This is a genomic window from Streptomyces sp. NRRL S-495, from assembly GCF_000966955.1.
Classification (GTDB): domain Bacteria; phylum Actinomycetota; class Actinomycetes; order Streptomycetales; family Streptomycetaceae; genus Kitasatospora; species Kitasatospora purpeofusca.
In genome coordinates this window covers 1-17,025 of record NZ_JZWY01000028.1, presented here as the reverse complement: position 1 = coordinate 17,025, position 17,025 = coordinate 1, and the positions used below count along the sequence as shown (strand labels likewise).

General features: G+C 74.8%; 14 protein-coding genes and 1 pseudogene. 10 read left to right on the top strand and 5 right to left on the bottom strand.

The genetic code is table 11. The features are described 5' to 3' along the window. The 3 genes from VR45_RS02475 to VR45_RS02465 all read left to right on the top strand — a co-directional run. The coding region (locus VR45_RS02475) for a hypothetical protein (RefSeq protein WP_045937997.1) at positions 1 to 877 on the top strand (877 nt) is incomplete at its 5' end. Between the two features lie 211 nt (positions 878 to 1,088). Then, entirely contained in the window at positions 1,089 to 1,730 is a 642-nt protein-coding gene (locus tag VR45_RS02470) for a hypothetical protein (protein ID WP_063772393.1), read from the top strand. A gap of 341 nt (positions 1,731 to 2,071) precedes the next feature. Continuing rightward, complete coding sequence (locus tag VR45_RS02465; RefSeq protein WP_045937996.1) at positions 2,072 to 2,851, top strand: SGNH/GDSL hydrolase family protein; 780 nt, start codon at positions 2,072 to 2,074, stop codon at positions 2,849 to 2,851. A 152-nt stretch (positions 2,852 to 3,003) separates the two neighbouring features. On the opposite strand, the gene VR45_RS02460 is transcribed toward VR45_RS02465, so the two are convergent. The 4 genes from VR45_RS02460 to VR45_RS02445 all read right to left on the bottom strand — a co-directional run bounded on the left by VR45_RS02460 (position 3,004) and on the right by VR45_RS02445 (position 7,583). After that, complete coding sequence (locus VR45_RS02460; protein ID WP_045937995.1) at positions 3,004 to 3,921, bottom strand: nitroreductase/quinone reductase family protein; 918 nt, start codon at positions 3,919 to 3,921, stop codon at positions 3,004 to 3,006. Positions 3,922 to 4,295: 374 nt separating this feature from the next. Continuing rightward, on the bottom strand, positions 4,296 to 4,847 hold the full coding sequence (locus VR45_RS48275) for a polysaccharide deacetylase family protein (protein ID WP_052708799.1): 552 nt from the start codon (positions 4,845 to 4,847) through the stop codon (positions 4,296 to 4,298). A 137-nt stretch (positions 4,848 to 4,984) separates the two neighbouring features. Then, a complete protein-coding gene (locus tag VR45_RS48270) occupies positions 4,985 to 5,512 on the bottom strand; it encodes a carbohydrate binding domain-containing protein (RefSeq protein ID WP_159394099.1) in 528 nt (175 codons plus the stop codon). A gap of 223 nt (positions 5,513 to 5,735) precedes the next feature. Further along, positions 5,736 to 7,583, bottom strand: coding sequence for an AMP-dependent synthetase/ligase (locus VR45_RS02445; RefSeq protein ID WP_045937993.1), 1,848 nt, complete (start codon positions 7,581 to 7,583; stop codon positions 5,736 to 5,738). A gap of 531 nt (positions 7,584 to 8,114) precedes the next feature. On the opposite strand from VR45_RS02445, the pseudogene VR45_RS48265 reads away from it, so the two are divergent. The 6 genes and pseudogenes from VR45_RS48265 to VR45_RS43610 form a co-directional block, all read left to right on the top strand. Then, a pseudogene (locus VR45_RS48265) lies at positions 8,115 to 9,977 on the top strand (nitrate- and nitrite sensing domain-containing protein); the annotation flags it as partial. Positions 9,978 to 11,229: 1,252 nt separating this feature from the next. After that, the gene (locus VR45_RS47790) at positions 11,230 to 11,649 is read left to right on the top strand and encodes a roadblock/LC7 domain-containing protein (protein WP_030392000.1); all 420 of its coding nucleotides are present in this window, start codon (positions 11,230 to 11,232) and stop codon (positions 11,647 to 11,649) included. Then, a complete protein-coding gene (locus VR45_RS50425) occupies positions 11,646 to 12,257 on the top strand; it encodes a DUF742 domain-containing protein (RefSeq protein ID WP_199925887.1) in 612 nt (203 codons plus the stop codon). Before VR45_RS47790 ends, VR45_RS50425 begins: the two co-directional genes overlap by 4 nt. Before the next feature lie 97 nt (positions 12,258 to 12,354). Further along, complete coding sequence (locus VR45_RS02435) at positions 12,355 to 12,915, top strand: ATP/GTP-binding protein (protein ID WP_045938000.1); 561 nt, start codon at positions 12,355 to 12,357, stop codon at positions 12,913 to 12,915. 258 nt (positions 12,916 to 13,173) lie between these two features. Then, positions 13,174 to 13,302 carry a hypothetical protein gene (locus VR45_RS49900; RefSeq protein ID WP_286163044.1) on the top strand — a complete coding sequence of 43 codons (129 nt, stop codon included), beginning with the start codon at positions 13,174 to 13,176 and terminating at the stop codon, positions 13,300 to 13,302. A 715-nt stretch (positions 13,303 to 14,017) separates the two neighbouring features. Next, entirely contained in the window at positions 14,018 to 14,584 is a 567-nt protein-coding gene (locus VR45_RS43610; RefSeq protein ID WP_234325804.1) for a winged helix-turn-helix domain-containing protein, read from the top strand. 124 nt (positions 14,585 to 14,708) lie between these two features. Here VR45_RS43610 and VR45_RS02425 read toward each other — a convergent pair whose 3' ends face one another. Further along, positions 14,709 to 15,491 carry an IclR family transcriptional regulator gene (locus tag VR45_RS02425; protein WP_045937992.1) on the bottom strand — a complete coding sequence of 261 codons (783 nt, stop codon included), beginning with the start codon at positions 15,489 to 15,491 and terminating at the stop codon, positions 14,709 to 14,711. 509 nt (positions 15,492 to 16,000) lie between these two features. On the opposite strand from VR45_RS02425, the gene VR45_RS02420 reads away from it, so the two are divergent. Next, positions 16,001 to 17,008 (top strand): ABC transporter substrate-binding protein, encoded by a 1,008-nt coding sequence (locus VR45_RS02420; protein WP_045937998.1) that lies wholly within the window; start codon positions 16,001 to 16,003, stop codon positions 17,006 to 17,008. Positions 17,009 to 17,025: the final 17 nt, after the last annotated feature.

Below are 17,025 nucleotides of genomic sequence, written 5' to 3'. Positions count from 1 at the left end.
GCTCGCGCTGGCCGTCGCCGCCGCCGACTTCGCGGACCTGGCGCGGTACGGGCTGTTCGGCGGGCTGACCTTCCGCTCCTACCTGCGGCGGGTGGCGGTCCAGCTGCGCGCGCTGCGCGGGCAGGGGCTGGAGGTCCACCTCCGGGTGCTCGACCCGGCGGACTACGCGGAGTACTGCGAGGAGCTCGGCTTCGCGCCGGGGGACGCCGCCGCCCGGGTCGCGTACGCGGCCGATCCCGAGCTGGCCGGGGAGCCGTTCGTCTACGCGGGGCAGCGGCTGGCGGTGCTGCTGCCGGAGCTGGCCGACGACCACCGGGCGCGGGTCCGGATCTCCATCGCGATGGCGGCCCTGCTGACGGCGGCGGGCGAGGGGTCGCCGGGGGAGCGGCGGCTGGTGGCGGTGATGCGGCACGCCGTCGAGGTCCAGCTGGCGGTGGGCGCGGGGGCCGGTGACGGGATCCACCTGCTGACCCTGCGCTGCCACGGCCCCGAGGACGGCGAGGAGCTGACCTCGGCGACCGACGTCCGGGTGGAGCGGGGCCGGCCCGGGCCCGGCGGGCGGGATGCCGAGGCGTTCTGCGTGACGCTGGCGGCGGGCCTCGCCGTCGGCGGTGCCGGTGCGATGGTGCTGCACGGGGACCCGGCGGCCCCCGGCGGGCAGACGGTGCGGGGGTGGGCGCTGCGGGGCGGGAGGCTGCGGCCGATGACCGTCCGCGAGGTGCTGGACGAGCTCGCCGACGACGTCGGCCGGGGCCTGCCCTTCCCGCCGGCCGTCGTCCCGCTGCCGGGCTTCCCCCTGCCGGCGCCGCCGCCGTCGGGTGAGGGCGGACCGCCCGGGGAGCGGCCGACCGGGGGCGGGGGTGGGCCCCTGGCCTGATCGCGGCTGACCAGGGCGTTCGGCTCCGGCTGTCCACCAAGCGGCGCTGGGGACTGTTCATCGACCGCCTGTTCGGGGAAGATTTCGGGGAAGATCAACAGTGGGAACGGCCGGTGCCCCACGCCGCCGCGCCCGCCGCCCCGAACCGCGTACCGCGAACCGTCCCCGCGCACCGTCGGTCCGGCGAGCCCGACACCGAAAGGGGGGACGCATGAGCCGGATCGAGTACAGCGCGGAGATCGCCGAGCTGCTCGGCCGGGTGCGCCGGCGTCCCACTGCGGGCTGGCCGTGGCGGCCGGGGGAGCAGGTGCCCGCCGGGCTTCCGGTGAAGCAGTCCTGGGGGTGGCTGTTCGCCCCCGACGGCCGGGTGCTGACCCTGGTCAACCCCAAGGACGGCGTCGTCTCGCTGCCCGGGGGCTCGCTGGAGCCGGAGGACGCCGGCGACCCCGGTTCGGCGCTGGCCCGGGAGGCGGCCGAGGAGGCGCAGGCGCTGATCGGTACGCCGTACTACCTCGGCTACCTCTACGACCGGGTCGGTTCGGCCAACGGCGGCCACGAGTGCGCCCGGGTCCGGATGGCCGCCGCGCTGCGGGCCGTCGGTCCGAGTGCGCCGGACCCGGCCTCGGGGCGGCACTACCGGCGGCTGCTGGTCGCACCGGGCCTCGCCGTCGAGCTGCTCGGCTGGGGCGTGCCCGGCCTGCGTCAGGCCCGGGCGGCGGTGGCGACCGCCGTCCGGAGACTGGGCGTGCCCTCGGCCGCCAACGAGACGATCGAGGAACTGCCGGCGGCGGGCTGCGAGCTGTTCCCCGGCGCGGCCCCGGGTGCCGCCCCGGGGGAATCGCCGACGGCCTGACCGCCTGACGGCCTGACCGCCTGACCGACCGACCGCCTGACCCGACCGACGTCCTCGCCGCGCGCCCCGCCGCGCGCCCCGCCGCGCGCCTCGCCGACCGCCCGAGCGTGCCGCCGCCGGTGGTCGCACGTCCGGCTGAGTGCCGTCCCTCGATCGGGCGATGCCCCGAAACCGGCGCACGGGCGCACTTACCGTGCCAGAAGGGGCAGTTCACCGTGCCGTTGTCAGACTGACCGTCAATTGCCTTGGCATGACAACTTCCAGAGTTAGCTACCGCCTGGTATCAAATTGTGTGACGCGAGTCACTCCCTGGAGGTGTCATGCTACGCCCTGCCCGTGCCATGTCCGTCGCCGTCACCGCGGCGCTCCTCTCCCTGACCACCCTCGTCACAGCCGGTTCGGCCCACGCCGCCGGGGTCAACTACGTCGCGCTCGGCGACTCCTACGCCTCGGGCCTCGGAGCCGGCAGCTACACGAGCGAGAGCGGCAGCTGCAAGCGCAGCACCAACGCGTACGCGTACCTGTGGAAGAACGCGCACGCGCCGTCCTCCTTCTCGTTCCTCGCCTGTTCCGGCGCCAGAACCGGAGACGTGCTCAACAACCAGCTCTCCAACCTGAACTCGGCCACCACGCTGGTCAGCATCAGCGTCGGCGGCAATGACGCGGGCTTCGCCAGCACGATGCAGACCTGCGTCCTGGACTCGGAGAGCGCCTGTCTCAACGCGGTCGCCACCGCGAAGAACTACGCCACCAGCACGCTGCCCGGCAAGCTCGACCAGGTCTACTCGGCGATCCACGCCAAGGCCCCGAACGCCCGGGTCGTCGTGCTCGGCTACCCGCACCTCTACAAGGTCGGCGGCAGCTGCATCTTCGGCATCGGCGACACCAAGCGGGCCGCCATCAACGGCGCCGCCGACACGCTCGACGACGTCATCGCCAAGCGCGCCGCCAACGCCGGCTTCGCCTTCGGCGACGTCCGGTCGATCTTCCGCGAGCACGAGATCTGCGGCTCCAGCACCACCTGGCTGAACAGCACCACCCTGCCGGTGGAGGAGAGCTACCACCCGAAGGCCTCCGGCCACTCCGGCGGCTTCCTGCCGGTGTTCACCGCGCAGGCCTGAGCCCAGCCGCACAAGCCCGCCCCCGACCCCGCCCCCGATCACAGAACCCCGACCGCACAGCCCTGGCCGCACAACCCCGACCGCACAACCCGGCGGGCCCGCCGGTCCCCCCACCCGGGAGGGACCGGCGGGTCCGACCCGTCACCGTCCCGTCATCGCCCCGGCGGCGGGAACGGGATCCCGGCCAGGGCGGGCAGCAGTTCCCGCTCCTCGTGGGCGAGATGGGCCTCCAGCTCGTCCGCCGTCCGCGCCAGCGCGGCCCGGAACAGCTCCGGCTCGGCGGAGCCGTCGGCGGAGTCGAGGCCGGACACCAGCGCGACCAGCTCGTCCTTCAGCCGCGCCACCGTGAGGTGCTCCTCGGCCAGCCGTTCCAGCACGCCCCGCAGCTCCGGGTGGCTGTGGGCCAGGGCGGGGAAGACACCCCGGTCCTCGCCGGTGTGGTGCACGGTCAGGCCCTGGCAGAACGCCAGGCAGTGCTGGCGGAGCTGCAGTCCGAGCGACGGAGCGTGCCCGACACCTCCGGCGAGGTGCGCCTCGGCCTCGGCCCGCAGCTGCCGCAGCTGGGCCCGCAGCCAGTCGTGCACCTCCAGCAGTTTGTCCGCGAGGCTCGTCACCTCGCGCGCCGGAGCCCCGCCCCCGGAGCCGGCCCCGGCACCGGGGTGCTCCAGGACGACCACGGGCAGCAGCCGCGCGGTGTGCCGCTGGTAGTCCCCGTACCCGGGGGCCGCCCGGACGACGGCCTCGAACAGTCGCTCGCGCCGGTCCCCCTCGGCGGGGACGGCGGTCGCGTCGAAGACCTCCGTGCCGAGTTCCACCCGCACCAGCGGGCGGGCGAGCAGATTGCGGTACCACTGCGGGTGCTCGGGCGCCCCGGCCGCCGAGGCGACGACCAGCAGCAGCCCGTCCGCCCGCACGAATCCGAGCGGGACGGTGTGCTCCCGCCCGGACCGTTCGCCGACGGTGGTCAGCAACAACAGGTCCCCGCCCTCGAAGGGTCCGCCGACCCTCCCGCCCCGGGCGCGGAACTCCTCGATGACAGCTTGATTGAACGACAAGGAAGACATGGGCATACGACTGTGCAGCTCTCTCTCCGGATCTCTCACCGGAGCATCGAAAAAGGGAGTCGAAAAGGGACTCGGAAGGGGAAGCGGCGGCACCGTCCCGGAAGAGGCCCGGTCGCGGCCGCGAAGAGGTGCGAAGAAGTGCTCCGAGGAGCTCAGGAAAGGGGAGCGGAGAACGTTCTCATCACGCGTCGTCCCTCGGTGTCGGGTGCCGGCCCGGCTGCCGGCCGGCCCACATCTCTTTGGCCGGCGCCACGCTGCACGCGGCCCATCCCAGCATCCGTGCGGCGCTGCTGTCAACGCGTCGTCGTGTCGGGGAAACGCCGCACCGCCGGCCCCGGGGCGGGGCCGGCGGTGCGCCGTGCGAGCAGGGGTCGGGAATGTCAGCGCAGGTAGGAGGCCAGGCCGGCGGGCTTGAGGCCGGCCACCTCGGCGGCGGCCAGGGCGCGGCGGAGATCGTCGGCGAGGGTGTCGGTCCAGTGCAACAGGACGACGTCGCCGGGCGACAGGGTCCCTTCGTGCCAGATGTTGGAGGCGCCCCAGCTGAAGTCCGCGTCGGCGGTGAGCACGGTGCGCATGCCGCAGTTGGCGGCGGCCTGGAGGGTGTCGGCGTTCCAGGCGAAGTACGGCGGGCGGAACACCGTCGGCGCGGTGCCGAAGAGGCGGGTCAGCGAGTCGCGGGCGTCGCAGATCTCCACCTGCTGCGCGGCGGGCGAGAGGGTGGTGAGGTCGGTGTGGGAGACGCTGTGGTCCTGGATCGAGGAGCCGGGGGCGGCGGTCACCCGCCGGAAGTAGTCGGGGTTGTTGGCGGCGGCCATCGGCAGCGGGAAGGCGGTGATCGGCAGCTTGTTGGCGGCGATGACCTGCTCCGCCTCCGAGGTGGTCTGCCAGCCGTCGTCGACGGTGAAGAAGACCACCTTGTCGCTGGTCGGCACCGAGGCGGCGGCGGTCGCCGGGGCGGGTGCGGGGCCGTCGACCCGGACGTCGTCGACCGCGAACGGGCCCTGCTGGTACCAGCCGTGGACGGAGAGCCGGACGGTGGTGGCGCCGGGAGCGGCGGTGAAGCGGGTGGTCAGCTTCTGCCAGCCGCCGTTGGTCGACTCGGTCCAGGCGGGGCGGTCGGGCGGTCGGTGCCGCCGGTGGCGCCCAGGAAGACGAACTTCCCGCGGACCCAGGCGGAGGCGGTGTAGGTGGTGCCGGGCTGGACCGAGACGGTCTGCACGCACTCGCCGGTGGACTCGTCGCCGGCCGGGGTGACGGCCAGGGCGGAGCTGCCGGAGTGCGGGGCGGCGGTGGTGAGGGCGGCCTCGGCGGGCCCGCCGGAACAGCGCCAGCCGGGCACACTGCCCCAGTCGGCGAGCGAGGAGGCGGGGATCTCGAACCCGGGGTTGGTCGCCAGGTTGACGGAGGGCGCGGCGGCGGAGGCGGGCTCGGCCGCGGACGACGGCGCCGCGGACGACGGCGCCGCGACGGCCGGTCCGGCCAGGCCGGCCACCAGCAGCGCGGCCGAGGCGGCCAGCGCGGGCAGGCGAGCGGGCAGGCCGGCGGGCAACCGCCTGAACCCGAACCCGAACCCGAGCCCGGACAGACGGGTGGACATGCGCGAGGAGATGGACACGTGGGGACTCCAGCGTGGGGGACGCGCCCGTGGGGCGGACGCGCGGACAACGGGATGTGGGGGTGCTCCCGGAGGGGGCGGGAGCTTCGGCGTGCCGCACTCGGACCGGAGCAAAACAATGGACTGGACCACCGCGATCGTCAAGGGACCGGTCGTACCCGATGGACTCCCAATTCACTTGCGTAAAACGGGACAAGACGAGACGTCAGGGGGCGTACAGTTCCTCGATGTCCGCCGCGTAGTACTCGACGATCGCCGACCGCCGCAGCTTCAGCGAGGGCGTCATCAGCCCCTGCTCCACCCCGAACTCCCTGGGCAGCAGCCGGAAGGCGCGGATCGACTCGGCCCGCGACACGGCGGTGTTGGCCGCCGCCACCGCCCGCTGGACCTCCGCGTGCAGGTCCTCGTCGGCGAGCACGGTCCACGGGTCCGACTGCCCGCGCCCGCGCCGCTTCAGCCAGTGCGCCAGCGCCGCCGGGTCGAGCGTGATCAGCGCGGCCACGTACGGCCGGTCGTCGCCCACCACCAGGCACTGCGAGACCAGCGGGTGGGACTCCACCCGGACCTCCAGTGCGGCGGGCGCGAGGTTCTTGCCGCTGCTGGTGACGATGATGTCCTTCTTGCGGCCGGTGATGGTCAGATAGCCGTCCTCGTCCAGGCTGCCGAGGTCGCCGGTGCCGAACCAGCCCTCGAAGAGCGATTCGGCGGTGCAGCGCGGATGGTTGAGGTAGCCGCCGAAGACGCCGGGGCCGCGGACCCACACCTCGCCGTCGTCGGCGATCGCCACCGTCGCGCCGGGCACCGGCCGTCCGACCGAGCCGATCTTCGACCGTCCGGGCGGGTTGCCGGTGACCGCGGCCGAGGTCTCGGTGAGCCCGTAGCCCTCGAACAGCTGGAAGCCGATCCCGGCGAAGAACAGCCCGAGCTCGCGGTCGAGGGTCGAGCCGCCGCACATCAACGCCCGCACCCGGCCGCCGAACACGGCGCGCAGCCGCTGGTAGACCGTGCGTTCGTAGGCCAGGTGGCGCAGCCGCAGCGCGGTGCCGGGGCCGGGGCCGTGCCCGAAGGCGCGCTGTTCCCGGGCGGCCGCCCAGTCGACGGCCACCTGCCGGGCCTGTTCGAGGAGTTCGCCGCGCCCGGCCTCCTCGGCGGTGCGCCGGGTCTGCTGGAACACCTTGTCCAGGACGTAGGGGACGACGAGCAGGAAGGTCGGGCGGAGGGCGGCCAGCGCGGGCAGCAGCGCATCCGTGGACACCTCGGAGACATGGCCGATCCGGAATCCGCCGCGGATCGAGGCGATCTGCACCATCCGTCCGTAGACGTGTGCCAGTGGCAGGAACAGGACGGTGCACGGCGGGTGCCCGCCGGTGTCGCGGAGTGCCTCGCCCCAGCCGTCGAGCAGCGCGTCGGCCGCGGCGGCCAGCGCGCCGTGGGTGATCAGGCACCCCTTGGGGCGCCCGGTGGTGCCGGAGGTGTAGACGACGGTCGCGACGGTGTCGGTGGTGACGCCGAGCCGCTGCCGGTGGACCAGGGAGTCGGGCACCCCGCGGCCGTCCTCGACGATCGCCTCGACGCAGTCCCGGTCCAGCTGCCAGATGCCGGTCAGGTCGGGTAACGCGTCGCAGACCGCGCCGACGGTCATCGCGTGGTCCTCGTCCTCGACCAGGCAGGCCACCGCCTGGGTCTCGGCGAGGATCCAGCGGACCTGCTCGGGCGCGGCGGTGGGGTAGACGGGGACGGAGATCGCGCCGATCGACCAGAGCGCGTAGTCGAACAGGGTCCACTCGTAGCGGGTGCGGGACATCAGCGCGACCCGGTCGCCGTAGCGCACGCCCCGGGTGAGCAGGCCCTTGGCGAGGGCGAGCACCTGGTCGCGGAAGTCGGCGGCGGTGATGTCCTGCCACGCGTCCCCGGCGGCGGCGCGTCGGGAGCGGTCGGCCCGGCGGGTCAGCTGGACCAGGGCGGGGGAGCGCTCCGCGGTGTCGTAGAGCGAGTCGGCCAGCCCTCCGGCGGCCGGCGGTCCGGCCGGGGCGGGGGTGGTGAACTCGCGCACGATCCCCCCGATCAGTCCTGCAGGTGCAGCGAAACTATCGGATCCCTCGCCGACTGCCCAGGGTTGTGACCGTGACGCGACGAGATCGGCACCGGCGTGTGCGGAAAGTGTCGTGGAGCCGTCGAGGGCCTCGTACGACTGTGCGGAAGCGGTGATCGCGACGGCGATCCGGACACGATCCGGTCCGGGCCGAGAAGAGGGTGGGTTCGACCCTCGAACGAGTGGTCAGGCCGTAGTAGAGTCTCGCAGACCTGCGGCCGGGGTCCTCGGTCGCGGCCGAGCGCTGCCCCTGGCCAGCGCTTGGTCCGTACCAACCCTGTCCGTGTCAACCAGCCCGTGTCAACTCGTCGGTGTCGATCCGCCTCCTGGTGTCGATCCGCCTCCTGGTCGAGCCGCCTCCGCGTCGCCGCCCCCACGCTTCCGCCCCACGCTTCCACCCCCACGCTCCCGCTCCCAGGCCGCCCCGCCCCGTCACGCCTCCAGCACTCCCCGCACCCCGTCCGCGCCTGGCACTTCCCGACCGAGGACTCCATGCGTCTGCGCAGCAGCTCGATCCGCGCGAAGATCATCGCGCTGCTCCTGGTGCCCATCGTCGCCCTCACCGCCCTCTGGGCGTACGCGACGCTCGCCACCACCGGCGACGTCTGGAGCAGGCTGGACGTCAGCGCGACCTACAAGGAGTTCGGCAGCCCGGTCGACCTGTACGCGCACGACCTGCAGAACGAGCGCCGGGCCGCCGTCCGCAGGCTCGCCGACCCGGCCTCCCGGGCCGCCCGCGACGCCTTCGAGCAGGCCCGCGCCGCCACCGACCACGACCTCGCCGTACTGCAGCAGAAGAAGGACAGCGAGGGCAGCCGGCTCGACGAGGCCCAGCGCGGCCGCTACCTGCAGATCCTCGCCGCCGCCGACCAGCTCAGCCCGCTGCGCGCCCAGATCGGCCGCGCCGCGCTGAACTGGGAGTTCGCGCTCGGCCAGTACACCGACCTGATCAAGCCCGTCTTCGGCTTCCGGTCCGCCTTCGTCGCCCGCCAGAGCGGCCAACTCCCTCGGCAGGGCACGATCCTGATCGAGCTGATGCGCGCCCGGGAGTACCTCGCCCAGGAGGACGCGGCGATGGAGGGGCTGCGCACCGGGAACGGCCGGCCGACCTCCGAGCAGTACCAGGTCGCGCTCGACGCCCTGCACAACCAGCAGGCGCTGTTCACCGTCTACATCGCCGAACTGGACCCGGTCGACCAGGCCGACTACATCGCCCTGCGCGGCGGCGAGGCCTGGGCCGCGCTCGCCCGCGCCGAGGCGGACTTCGTCGGCGCCGGCGGACCCGAGCGGGTGGTGCAGGCGATCAACGGCGACGCCTGGCGGGAGACCGCCGACCGCGCCCTCGGCGACCTCGCGGCGATCAACGCCCGGCTGAGCGGCACCATCGACGACCGCGACCACTCCTATGCGGTCGGACTGCTCTGGCGCGGCGGCATCGCCGGTCTGATCGGCCTGGTCGCGGTGGTGCTCTCGGTCCTCATCTCCTTCCGGATCGGCCGGGGCCTGGTCCGCGAGCTGATCGGCCTGCGCAACGCCGCCAACGAGCTGGCCGGCACCCGGCTGCCCTCGGTCATGCTGCGCCTGCGCAAGGGCGAGTCGGTGGACGTCGCCACCGAGGCCCCGGAGCTGGAGTTCGGCCAGGCCGAGATCGGCCAGGTCGGCCGCGCGATCAACGCCGTGCAGCGCGCCGCCGTCGAGGCCGCCGTCGAGCAGGCCGAACTGCGGCGCGGCGTCTCGGCCGTCTTCGTCAACCTGGCCCGCCGCAGCCAGGTCCTGCTGCACCGCCAGCTGACCCTGCTCGACACCATGGAACGGCGCGCCGAGGATCCGGCGGAGCTGGAGGACCTCTTCAAGGTCGACCACCTCACCACCCGTATGCGGCGGCACGCGGAGGGCCTGATCATCCTGGCCGGCGGCTCGCCGGGCCGGGCCTGGCGCAAGCCGGTGCGGATGGTGGACGTGGTCCGCGCGGCGGTCGGCGAGGTCGAGGACTACGCCCGGGTGATCGTCCGGCCGTTCCCCGGCACCGGGCTGCTCGGCAGCGCGGTCGCGGACGTCACCCACCTGATCGCCGAACTGGTCGAGAACGCGGCGGTGTTCTCCCCGCCCAGCACCCAGGTCACCGTGCAGGGAGAGGTGGTGGCGCACGGCTTCGCGCTGGAGATCGACGACCGCGGGCTCGGGCTGAGCGAGCAACTGCTCGCCGGGATCAACGAACGCCTCGCGGTGGAGCAGGAGTTCGACCTCGCCGACACCGACCGGCTGGGCCTGTTCGTGGTCAGCCGGCTGGCCCGCCGGCACGGTATCCGGGTGCACCTGCGGCCCTCCCCGTACGGGGGGACGACGGCGGTGGTGCTGATCCCGCGCGAGCTGCTGGCGGAGGCGCCGGACGGACTGCCGGAGCCGCCCGCGGCCTCGGGCCCGGGTGCGGGTTCCGGGGCGGGGGCCGGTCAGGGGCCGGGCGCGGCACCCGGACCGGTCGGCGGCCGACGGGCGGCGGTGGGGCGGCGCGGACAGCGGGACCTGGTCGCGGTGCCCGCCCTGGCCGAGGACGGCCCCGACGACGACTCTTACGACTCCCACAGCACGAACGGCACGAACGGCACGAACAGCACGAACGGCACGAACGGCGCGCTGAAGGGTGTGAACGGAGCGGGCGGCCGGCACCGGATCGCCGGTGGGCCGCGTCCCTCGGCACCCGAACCGGCCCGCACCCCCGGCGGTCTGCCGCGCCGGTCGCGCGGCAGCGGCGGGCCCGTGCTGGTCGCGGCAGCCACCGGCGACGCGACCGGACCGGGCACCGGCCGCCACCGGCGCGCGGACGACCCGGCGGGCACGGCGGACGGCGTCGATTCCCTCGGGCCGAATTCGGCCGAGCTCAGGACCGGGCCCGCCGACGCGGCCGAGGCCGCGGCCGCGGACTGGGCCGTCGCGACGGCGGCGCCCGTGGGGGCCGACGCCGGTGCCGCCGAGGCCGTGCCGCCGCGGACCGCCACCGCGGGCACGCCGGGCGGGCTGCCGCGACGGGTGCGGCAGGCGAGCCTCGCCCCGCAACTGCGCGAGCGCGCGGCGGAGGCCGCCGCCGGACGGGCCGACGGTCCGGGCGGCTCCGGTGCCCGGGCCAGCGAGGGCGAACCGGTGCGCGAGCGCTCGCCCGAGGAGGCGCGGGCCACCTTCGCCTCGTTCCAGCGCGGCTTCACCCGGGGCCGGGGCACCCCTGCCGCCCGGCCGACGGACTCCCCGTCGCCCGCCCCGGTTCCGACGCCGACAGCGCCCCCGGCTCCGACGCCGCCCGGGACGCCCTTCCCGGCGGCGTCGGTGCGCCGCGCGCTCGCCCCGGCACCCGCCCCGGCGGCGTTGCCCGGCCCCGCCGGGGAGAACCGGCGCCGCTGGCCCGACGGGCGCCGGTGCCACCGCCGACCAGGTTCGCCCGGTCCCCGCGCCCGGTGGCGGAACCGGACGCACCCGCCGGTCCGTTGTCCGACGGGCCGCCCGAAGGCACCGCACCATCCGCACGGCCTGGACGACCCGCACCGCACGTACGACCGGTACGACCCGTACGACCCGCTCCATCCGCACGACCCGCTCCAGCAGAAGGAACTGATTCATGACCACTTCGACGCAGTCGTCCGGAGACCTCAACTGGCTCCTGGACGACCTGGTGGGCCGAGTGGCCGCCCTGCGCCACGCGGTGATCCTCTCCGGCGACGGCCTGGCCACCGGCGCCTCCCGCGACCTCGCCCGGGAGGACGCCGAGCACCTGGCCGCCGTCGCGGCCGGGTTCCACAGCCTGGCGAAGGGCGCCGGCGGGCACTTCAAGGTCGGCGGCGTGCGCCAGACCATGGTCGAGCTGGACGAGGCCTTCCTGTTCATCACCGCGGCCGGCGACGGCAGCTGCCTGGCGGTGCTGAGCGAGGCCGAGGCCGACATCGGCCAGATCGCCTACGAGATGGCCCTGCTGGTCAAGCGGGTCGGCGAGCACCTGGCCGCCGAACCGCGCGCCGACGTGGCTCCGCCCGGGAGATGAGCGGTCCGATGGCGGACGAGGAGCCGAGGGCAGTGGCAGCCGATCCGGAGCCGGCCGGTGCGGCCGGTGCGGACACGACCGGTGCGGACACGGCCGACGTGGCCGACGCGATCGGCGGGGAAGCCACCGACCGGGGCCCGGACGACCAGGGCCCGGACGACCGGGGTCCGGCCGGCGGGGACGGGGACGAGTCGGAACTCGACCTGTTCCGGCCGCGGACCCCGGTCGACGACCGCTGGTTCGACGACGAGGCCGGGCCGGTGGTGCGCCTCTTCTCGATGACCCGCGGCCGGGCCAGGCCGGTCGAGGACGGCCTGTTCGACCTGATCTCGCTGATCGTCGCCAAGGACCCGGCGCCGGTCGCCGCGGCCGTCCCCGCCCATGTGCTGGACCCCGAGCACCAGACCATCCTGGCCTGGTGCCGCCGGGAGCCGATCTCGGTGGCCGAGCTCGGCTCCTACACCGACCTGCCGGTCAGCGTCGTACGCGTCCTGCTCGGCGATCTCTACGACGCCGAGCTGATCAGCGTCACCCGACCCGTTCCGCTCGCCGAGCTGCCGGACGAGCGCCTGCTGCGAGACGTGATCAATGGACTCCGTGCGCTCTGACCTCCACGCCCCCGCCGCCCCCGCCCCGGGCCCCGCGTACGACGGGGGCGCCGAGCGGGCCAACGACCCGCGCTGGCGGGGCGGTCCGGCGGTCGCGGTGAAGATCCTGGTCGCCGGCGGCTTCGGCGCGGGCAAGACCACCCTGGTCGGATCGGTCAGCGAGATCCGGCCGCTGCGCACCGAGGAGGAACTCAGCGAGCTGGGCCGCCCGGTGGACGACACCGCGGGCGTCGAGGCCAAGCGCACCACCACGGTGGCGATGGACTTCGGCCGGATCGACCTGCGGCCGGGGCTGGCGCTCTACCTGTTCGGCACACCAGGCCAGGACCGGTTCTGGTTCGTCTGGGACGAGCTGGCCCGGGGCGCGCTCGGCGCGCTGGTGCTGGCCGACACCCGGCGGCTGGCGGACTGCTTCCCCTCGGTGGACTTCTTCGAGCAGCGGCGGATCCCGTTCCTGGTCGCCGTGAACTGCTTCGAGGGCAGTGAGCTGTTCTCCCCCGAGGAGGTCAGGGACGCGCTCGACCTGGACCCGGACATCCCGGTGGTGCTGTGCGACGCCCGCCGCCGCGAGGACGGCAAGGAACTGCTGGTGGCCCTGGTCGAGCACGCGGCGGCGCGCCGGGGGACGAGCACCGGGACGAGCGCCGGGGCCCGATAGCCCGCCCGGCCCGGCTTCCCGCCGCTGCCTCCCGCCCCGGCCCCGACAGGTGGCGTCTCATCAGGGTGTTCACATGCCGGACGATCCTGGCCGAGCAGGTTGCCTTGACCGCCCCGGCGTGGAAGGCTCTGGTGTCGAAGGCCGCCCGGCCCGCTGCCGGGATGCCGCGAACGTGCCGCGCACCCGGTGTGCGTCCGGCACGCGCGCCGCAGCGCGGTACAGGGACGTACCGGCAGACCGAGGGGGGAGGACCGAACCATGAACGTCGAGCAGCGATGTGCCGAGGCCGGGTCCGCCCAAGCCGATCTCGCCATGCCGGTCACCCCGGCGCTGACCGTCCGGCGGTACATCGACCACGCGCTGATCTGCAGCGCCTGTTGTCGCTGACCTCGCCAACCGTCGCCAGCCACCTCACCGTCACCGCCGTTCGCCGCCCGGGGGATCTCCCGGCCGGTGCCCCCCTTCCGGACTCACCGGACGGGCCGGGCGGACGCTGACGGTCCATCGCATCGTCGACCCGGCAGTACCGGACAGCAGTCCGGTGGGCCGCCGTCGGCCCTGCCCGCTTTGCGGAGAGCACCAGTGAACCTCCTCGAACCGTTCTGGCCGTCCCGCCAGCCACACCTGTTCGACCAGACGTGTCCGGGCTCGCCCAGCGCGTCCCGGCACTCCCTCCGCTGACCTCGGGTCGGTCCACGGCAGCACGCCCGGTAGACGCGCAGACGACTCCACCCCGTCCGTCACGCGCGAAATGAGCGACATCATGTCCTCCACCTCCACGGCCACTCTCCCCCTCCCCTCCGCGACCCCGCACCTGCGCGCGGTCCGCTCCGTCCCGTCCCCCGTCGACCGTCGGCACGGCGGGCCCGCGCCGCAGCGGCCGGCCGCCGCCGGCCAGCCGGGCTCCGCGCCGCAGGGGCCCGCCCAGTCCGGCTTCGGGCAGCCCGGCTTCGGCCGGGGCGCCGCCGCGGTCCCGTCCGTCCCGCCGGTCGGCCCGGTCCCGCCGGCCGCACCGCAGCTCGTTCCGGCGCTCCCGCCGCAGGCGCTGCTCGCAGCGCTGCCCGAGGGTGCCGCGGTGGTCGCCGCGCTGCCCCAGGGCTCGCTGCCGCAGGCCCTGCTGGCCCAGTACGGGGCGCAGTTCGGCGCCTCGGCGGGGCAGCCGATGGTCGGCTACCTGGTGCTGGTCCCGGCCGAGGGCGGAGCCGCCGCCGCGCCGGGCGCCGGGCAGCAGGGCTTCCCGACCGCCTCGATCCCGGCCCCGCAGGCCGGTCCGGCCGCCGCCGTCGGGGCCTCGGTCCTCGGTGCGCCGGGGCCCGGTGGCCTCGGTGTCGCCGGAGTCGGGGCCGCCGCCGGCGCCGGCACGCGTCCGGTGCGGCCCGTCGGCCGGGGGATCACGGTCGACACCGAGCGCCGGAACGCCTATGTGGACGGCCAGTTGCTCGACCTGACCTACCTGGAGTTCGAGCTGCTCGCCCATCTGACCGAGCACCCGCAGCGGGTGCACACCCGTGACCACCTGGTCTCCGCCGTCTGGGGCTACGGCCACGTCGGCGACGGCCGCACGGTGGACGTGCACGTGGCCAGGCTGCGCCGCAAGCTCGGAGCGGCCTACCGCGACAGCATCGTGACGGTGCGTCGGGTCGGCTACAAGTACACGCCGGTGGCCTGAGCGCGCACCCCGCTCCTCGCCGCAGCGTACGTCGACCGATCGCACCGCGCTTCGCGTCACCGATCGGCCGGGGGCCGGGCGTTCTTCCCGAACGCCCGGCCCCCTCATGTGTTCTGACGTGTCCTCAGATCCGCTGGTCGGGCGGCAGCAGCAGGACCGCGAGCGCTCCGGCGCAGGCCCGGGCGTGGTCGAGGAACCAGTCCAGCCGCTCGTCGGTGAGGTGTACGGGTGTGGAGCGGACGGCGAGGGCGAACCTGGCCTGGCCGGCGCCGTCCAGCACCGGTACGGCGACCGTGCGCACCCCGGTCTCCGACTCGCCGTCGTTGAGCGCGTGACCGGCCGCCCGGACCTTCGCCAGCTCCTCCGCCAGGCGCTCCGGTGCGGTGATGGTCCGGTCGGTGAACGGCGCCAGCGGGCCGAGCGTCGCCACACCCGCGTCGCCGGGGCGGGGCCAGGCCAGCAGGACCTTGCCGAGCGCGGTCGAGTGGAGCGGTCGGCGCAGTCCGAGCCCGGTGTCCGGCCGGACGGAGGCGCCGACCAGGATCACCGCGTGCGGACCGCTGCGGATCGCGAGATCGGCGGCGGCGCCGGTACGGCGGGACAGCAGGTCGAGCTCGGGGGCGGCCAGGTGCAGCCCGCGCTGGTGGAAGGAGAGTTGGCCGAGCTCGGCGACCGCCGGGCCGAGCCGGTAGCGGGCCGTGTGCTCGTCCTGCTCCAGGAAGGCGGCGCTGACCAGGGTGCGGGCCAGCCGGTGCGCCGTGGACACGGACAGGCCCATCCGGCGGGCCAGGTCCGAGGCGCTCAGATCGGGGCCGTTGTCGTGGAAGCAGTGCAGCAGCCCGAGGGCCCGCTGGACGGCCTGGGCGCCGGCCGGCGGGCCTTGGGTGGCGGTGACGGCCTCGGCCATGGCATCTCTCGTTCTGTCCGTGGCTCCGGCCGTTCACCGGAGTCGCTCCCAGACTATGGCAGCGCGTGCTGCGGGAATGTGTCAACGGCGTTGCAAAAGGATGCCGTTCATGAACAAGCAATCCCATGATGTGGCAAACCCTTGCTCCTGGCTCGCCCGCCGTGGAACGCTCGGCGCAGCGCACCGGACGGCCCCGTCCGGCGGCGCCCGGACCGCGGGAAGGAGCAGTGCCGTGACAACCCACCGGTGCCCCTCCTCCTGCGCGTGTTGTCGCTGACGCACCCCGGCCCGCGCCGGTCCCCGTACAACTCCGCCCCGCCCCCGGTTCCAGCCCCCGTTCCGTTCCACCACGCCTGGTGACCCGTGCCGCGCCCACCGCCCCGCCGTCGGGGGCGCGCACGCACCCGCCCCGCCGCAGAGGACCAGCCACCGTGCCCAGTTCCGCCCGCAGTTCCACCAATGAGCCCTCCCCGACCACCGGTGCCCCGACCGCCGCCGTTGCCCCGGGGGTGCCCGACACCCTCTGGTTCACCCGTTGCCCGGTGCCCACCGCGACCGGCATCGCGGCCGACCGGGGCTGGCTGGGCCGGGAGTTCGCCCCCGACGGCATCGCCGTCCGCTCGCTCCAGGACGCGCCTCCGGAGGTCGCCGCCGACCACCACTACACCCACGCCCTGACCGGGCTGTTCCGCGAGGGCGGCAATGTGCCGGCGCTCTGGGCCCGTTCGCGCGGCGAGCGGACCAGGCTGGTCGGGCTCACCTGGATCGAGGAGCGCCAGGTCATCCTGGTCCGGTCCGGGAGCGGGGTCACCGAGCCGGGCCAACTGCGCGGGCTGCGGCTCGCTGTCCCACACCATGGGATCGCCATCGACTTCTGGCGCGCGATGGCGCTGGCCGGCCTGCACGGAGCACTCTCGCTCGCGGGTCTCACGCCGGCGGACGTCGAGCTGGTGGACGTGTCGGCCGCGCCGGGCGAAGGGCAGTGGGAGGCGGAGCTGACGGCGCTGCGGGACGGCGTCGTGGACGCGGTCTATGTGAAGGGCGCGCTCGCCGTGGAGGCGGCCCGACGGATCGGGGCGGAGGTCGCCGTCGACCTGGACGCCGTCCCGGACCGCCGGGCACGGGTGAACAACGGCACGCCCCGGCCGATCACCGTGCGTCAGGAACTGCTCGACGCGCACCCGGACCTGGTGGCCCGCTTCCTCGCGGTGCTGCTGGAGGCCGCCGACTGGGCCGCCGGGCAGCCGGCGGAGGTCGCGCGGATCCTGGGTGCCGAGACCGGAGCGGGGGAGGAGGGCGTCGCCGGGGCGTACGCGGCGGGCGGTCACCGCACCCTGCACCTCGACCTCTCCGAGGAGCGCCTCGCCCTGCTGGAGCAGCAGGAGCGCTTCCTCGACCGGCAGGGGTTCCTGGCGGGACCGGTCGACGTCCGGGCCTGGGCCGACCCGGAGCCGTTCCGTGCCGCCCGCGACCTGCTCGCCGCCCGCCGCGCCGAGGGGCGGACACACGGTGACTGACGGGTAGCGGCCGACAT

Excerpts from the sequence above, each read along its gene's own strand:
- VR45_RS02425 (WP_045937992.1), bottom strand. The coding sequence starts at position 15,491 with ATGGCCGAGGCCGTCACCGCCACCCAAGGCCCGCCGGCCGGCGCCCAG.
- VR45_RS02470 (WP_063772393.1), top strand. The coding sequence starts at position 1,089 with ATGAGCCGGATCGAGTACAGCGCGGAGATCGCCGAGCTGCTCGGCCGG.
- VR45_RS47790 (WP_030392000.1), top strand. The coding sequence starts at position 11,230 with ATGACCACTTCGACGCAGTCGTCCGGAGACCTCAACTGGCTCCTGGAC.
- VR45_RS02460 (WP_045937995.1), bottom strand. The coding sequence starts at position 3,921 with ATGCCCATGTCTTCCTTGTCGTTCAATCAAGCTGTCATCGAGGAGTTC.
- VR45_RS49900 (WP_286163044.1), top strand. The coding sequence starts at position 13,174 with ATGAACGTCGAGCAGCGATGTGCCGAGGCCGGGTCCGCCCAAGCCGAT.
- VR45_RS02465 (WP_045937996.1), top strand. The coding sequence starts at position 2,072 with ATGTCCGTCGCCGTCACCGCGGCGCTCCTCTCCCTGACCACCCTCGTC.
- VR45_RS48270 (WP_159394099.1), bottom strand. The coding sequence starts at position 5,512 with ATGTCCACCCGTCTGTCCGGGCTCGGGTTCGGGTTCGGGTTCAGGCGG.
- VR45_RS50425 (WP_199925887.1), top strand. The coding sequence starts at position 11,646 with ATGAGCGGTCCGATGGCGGACGAGGAGCCGAGGGCAGTGGCAGCCGAT.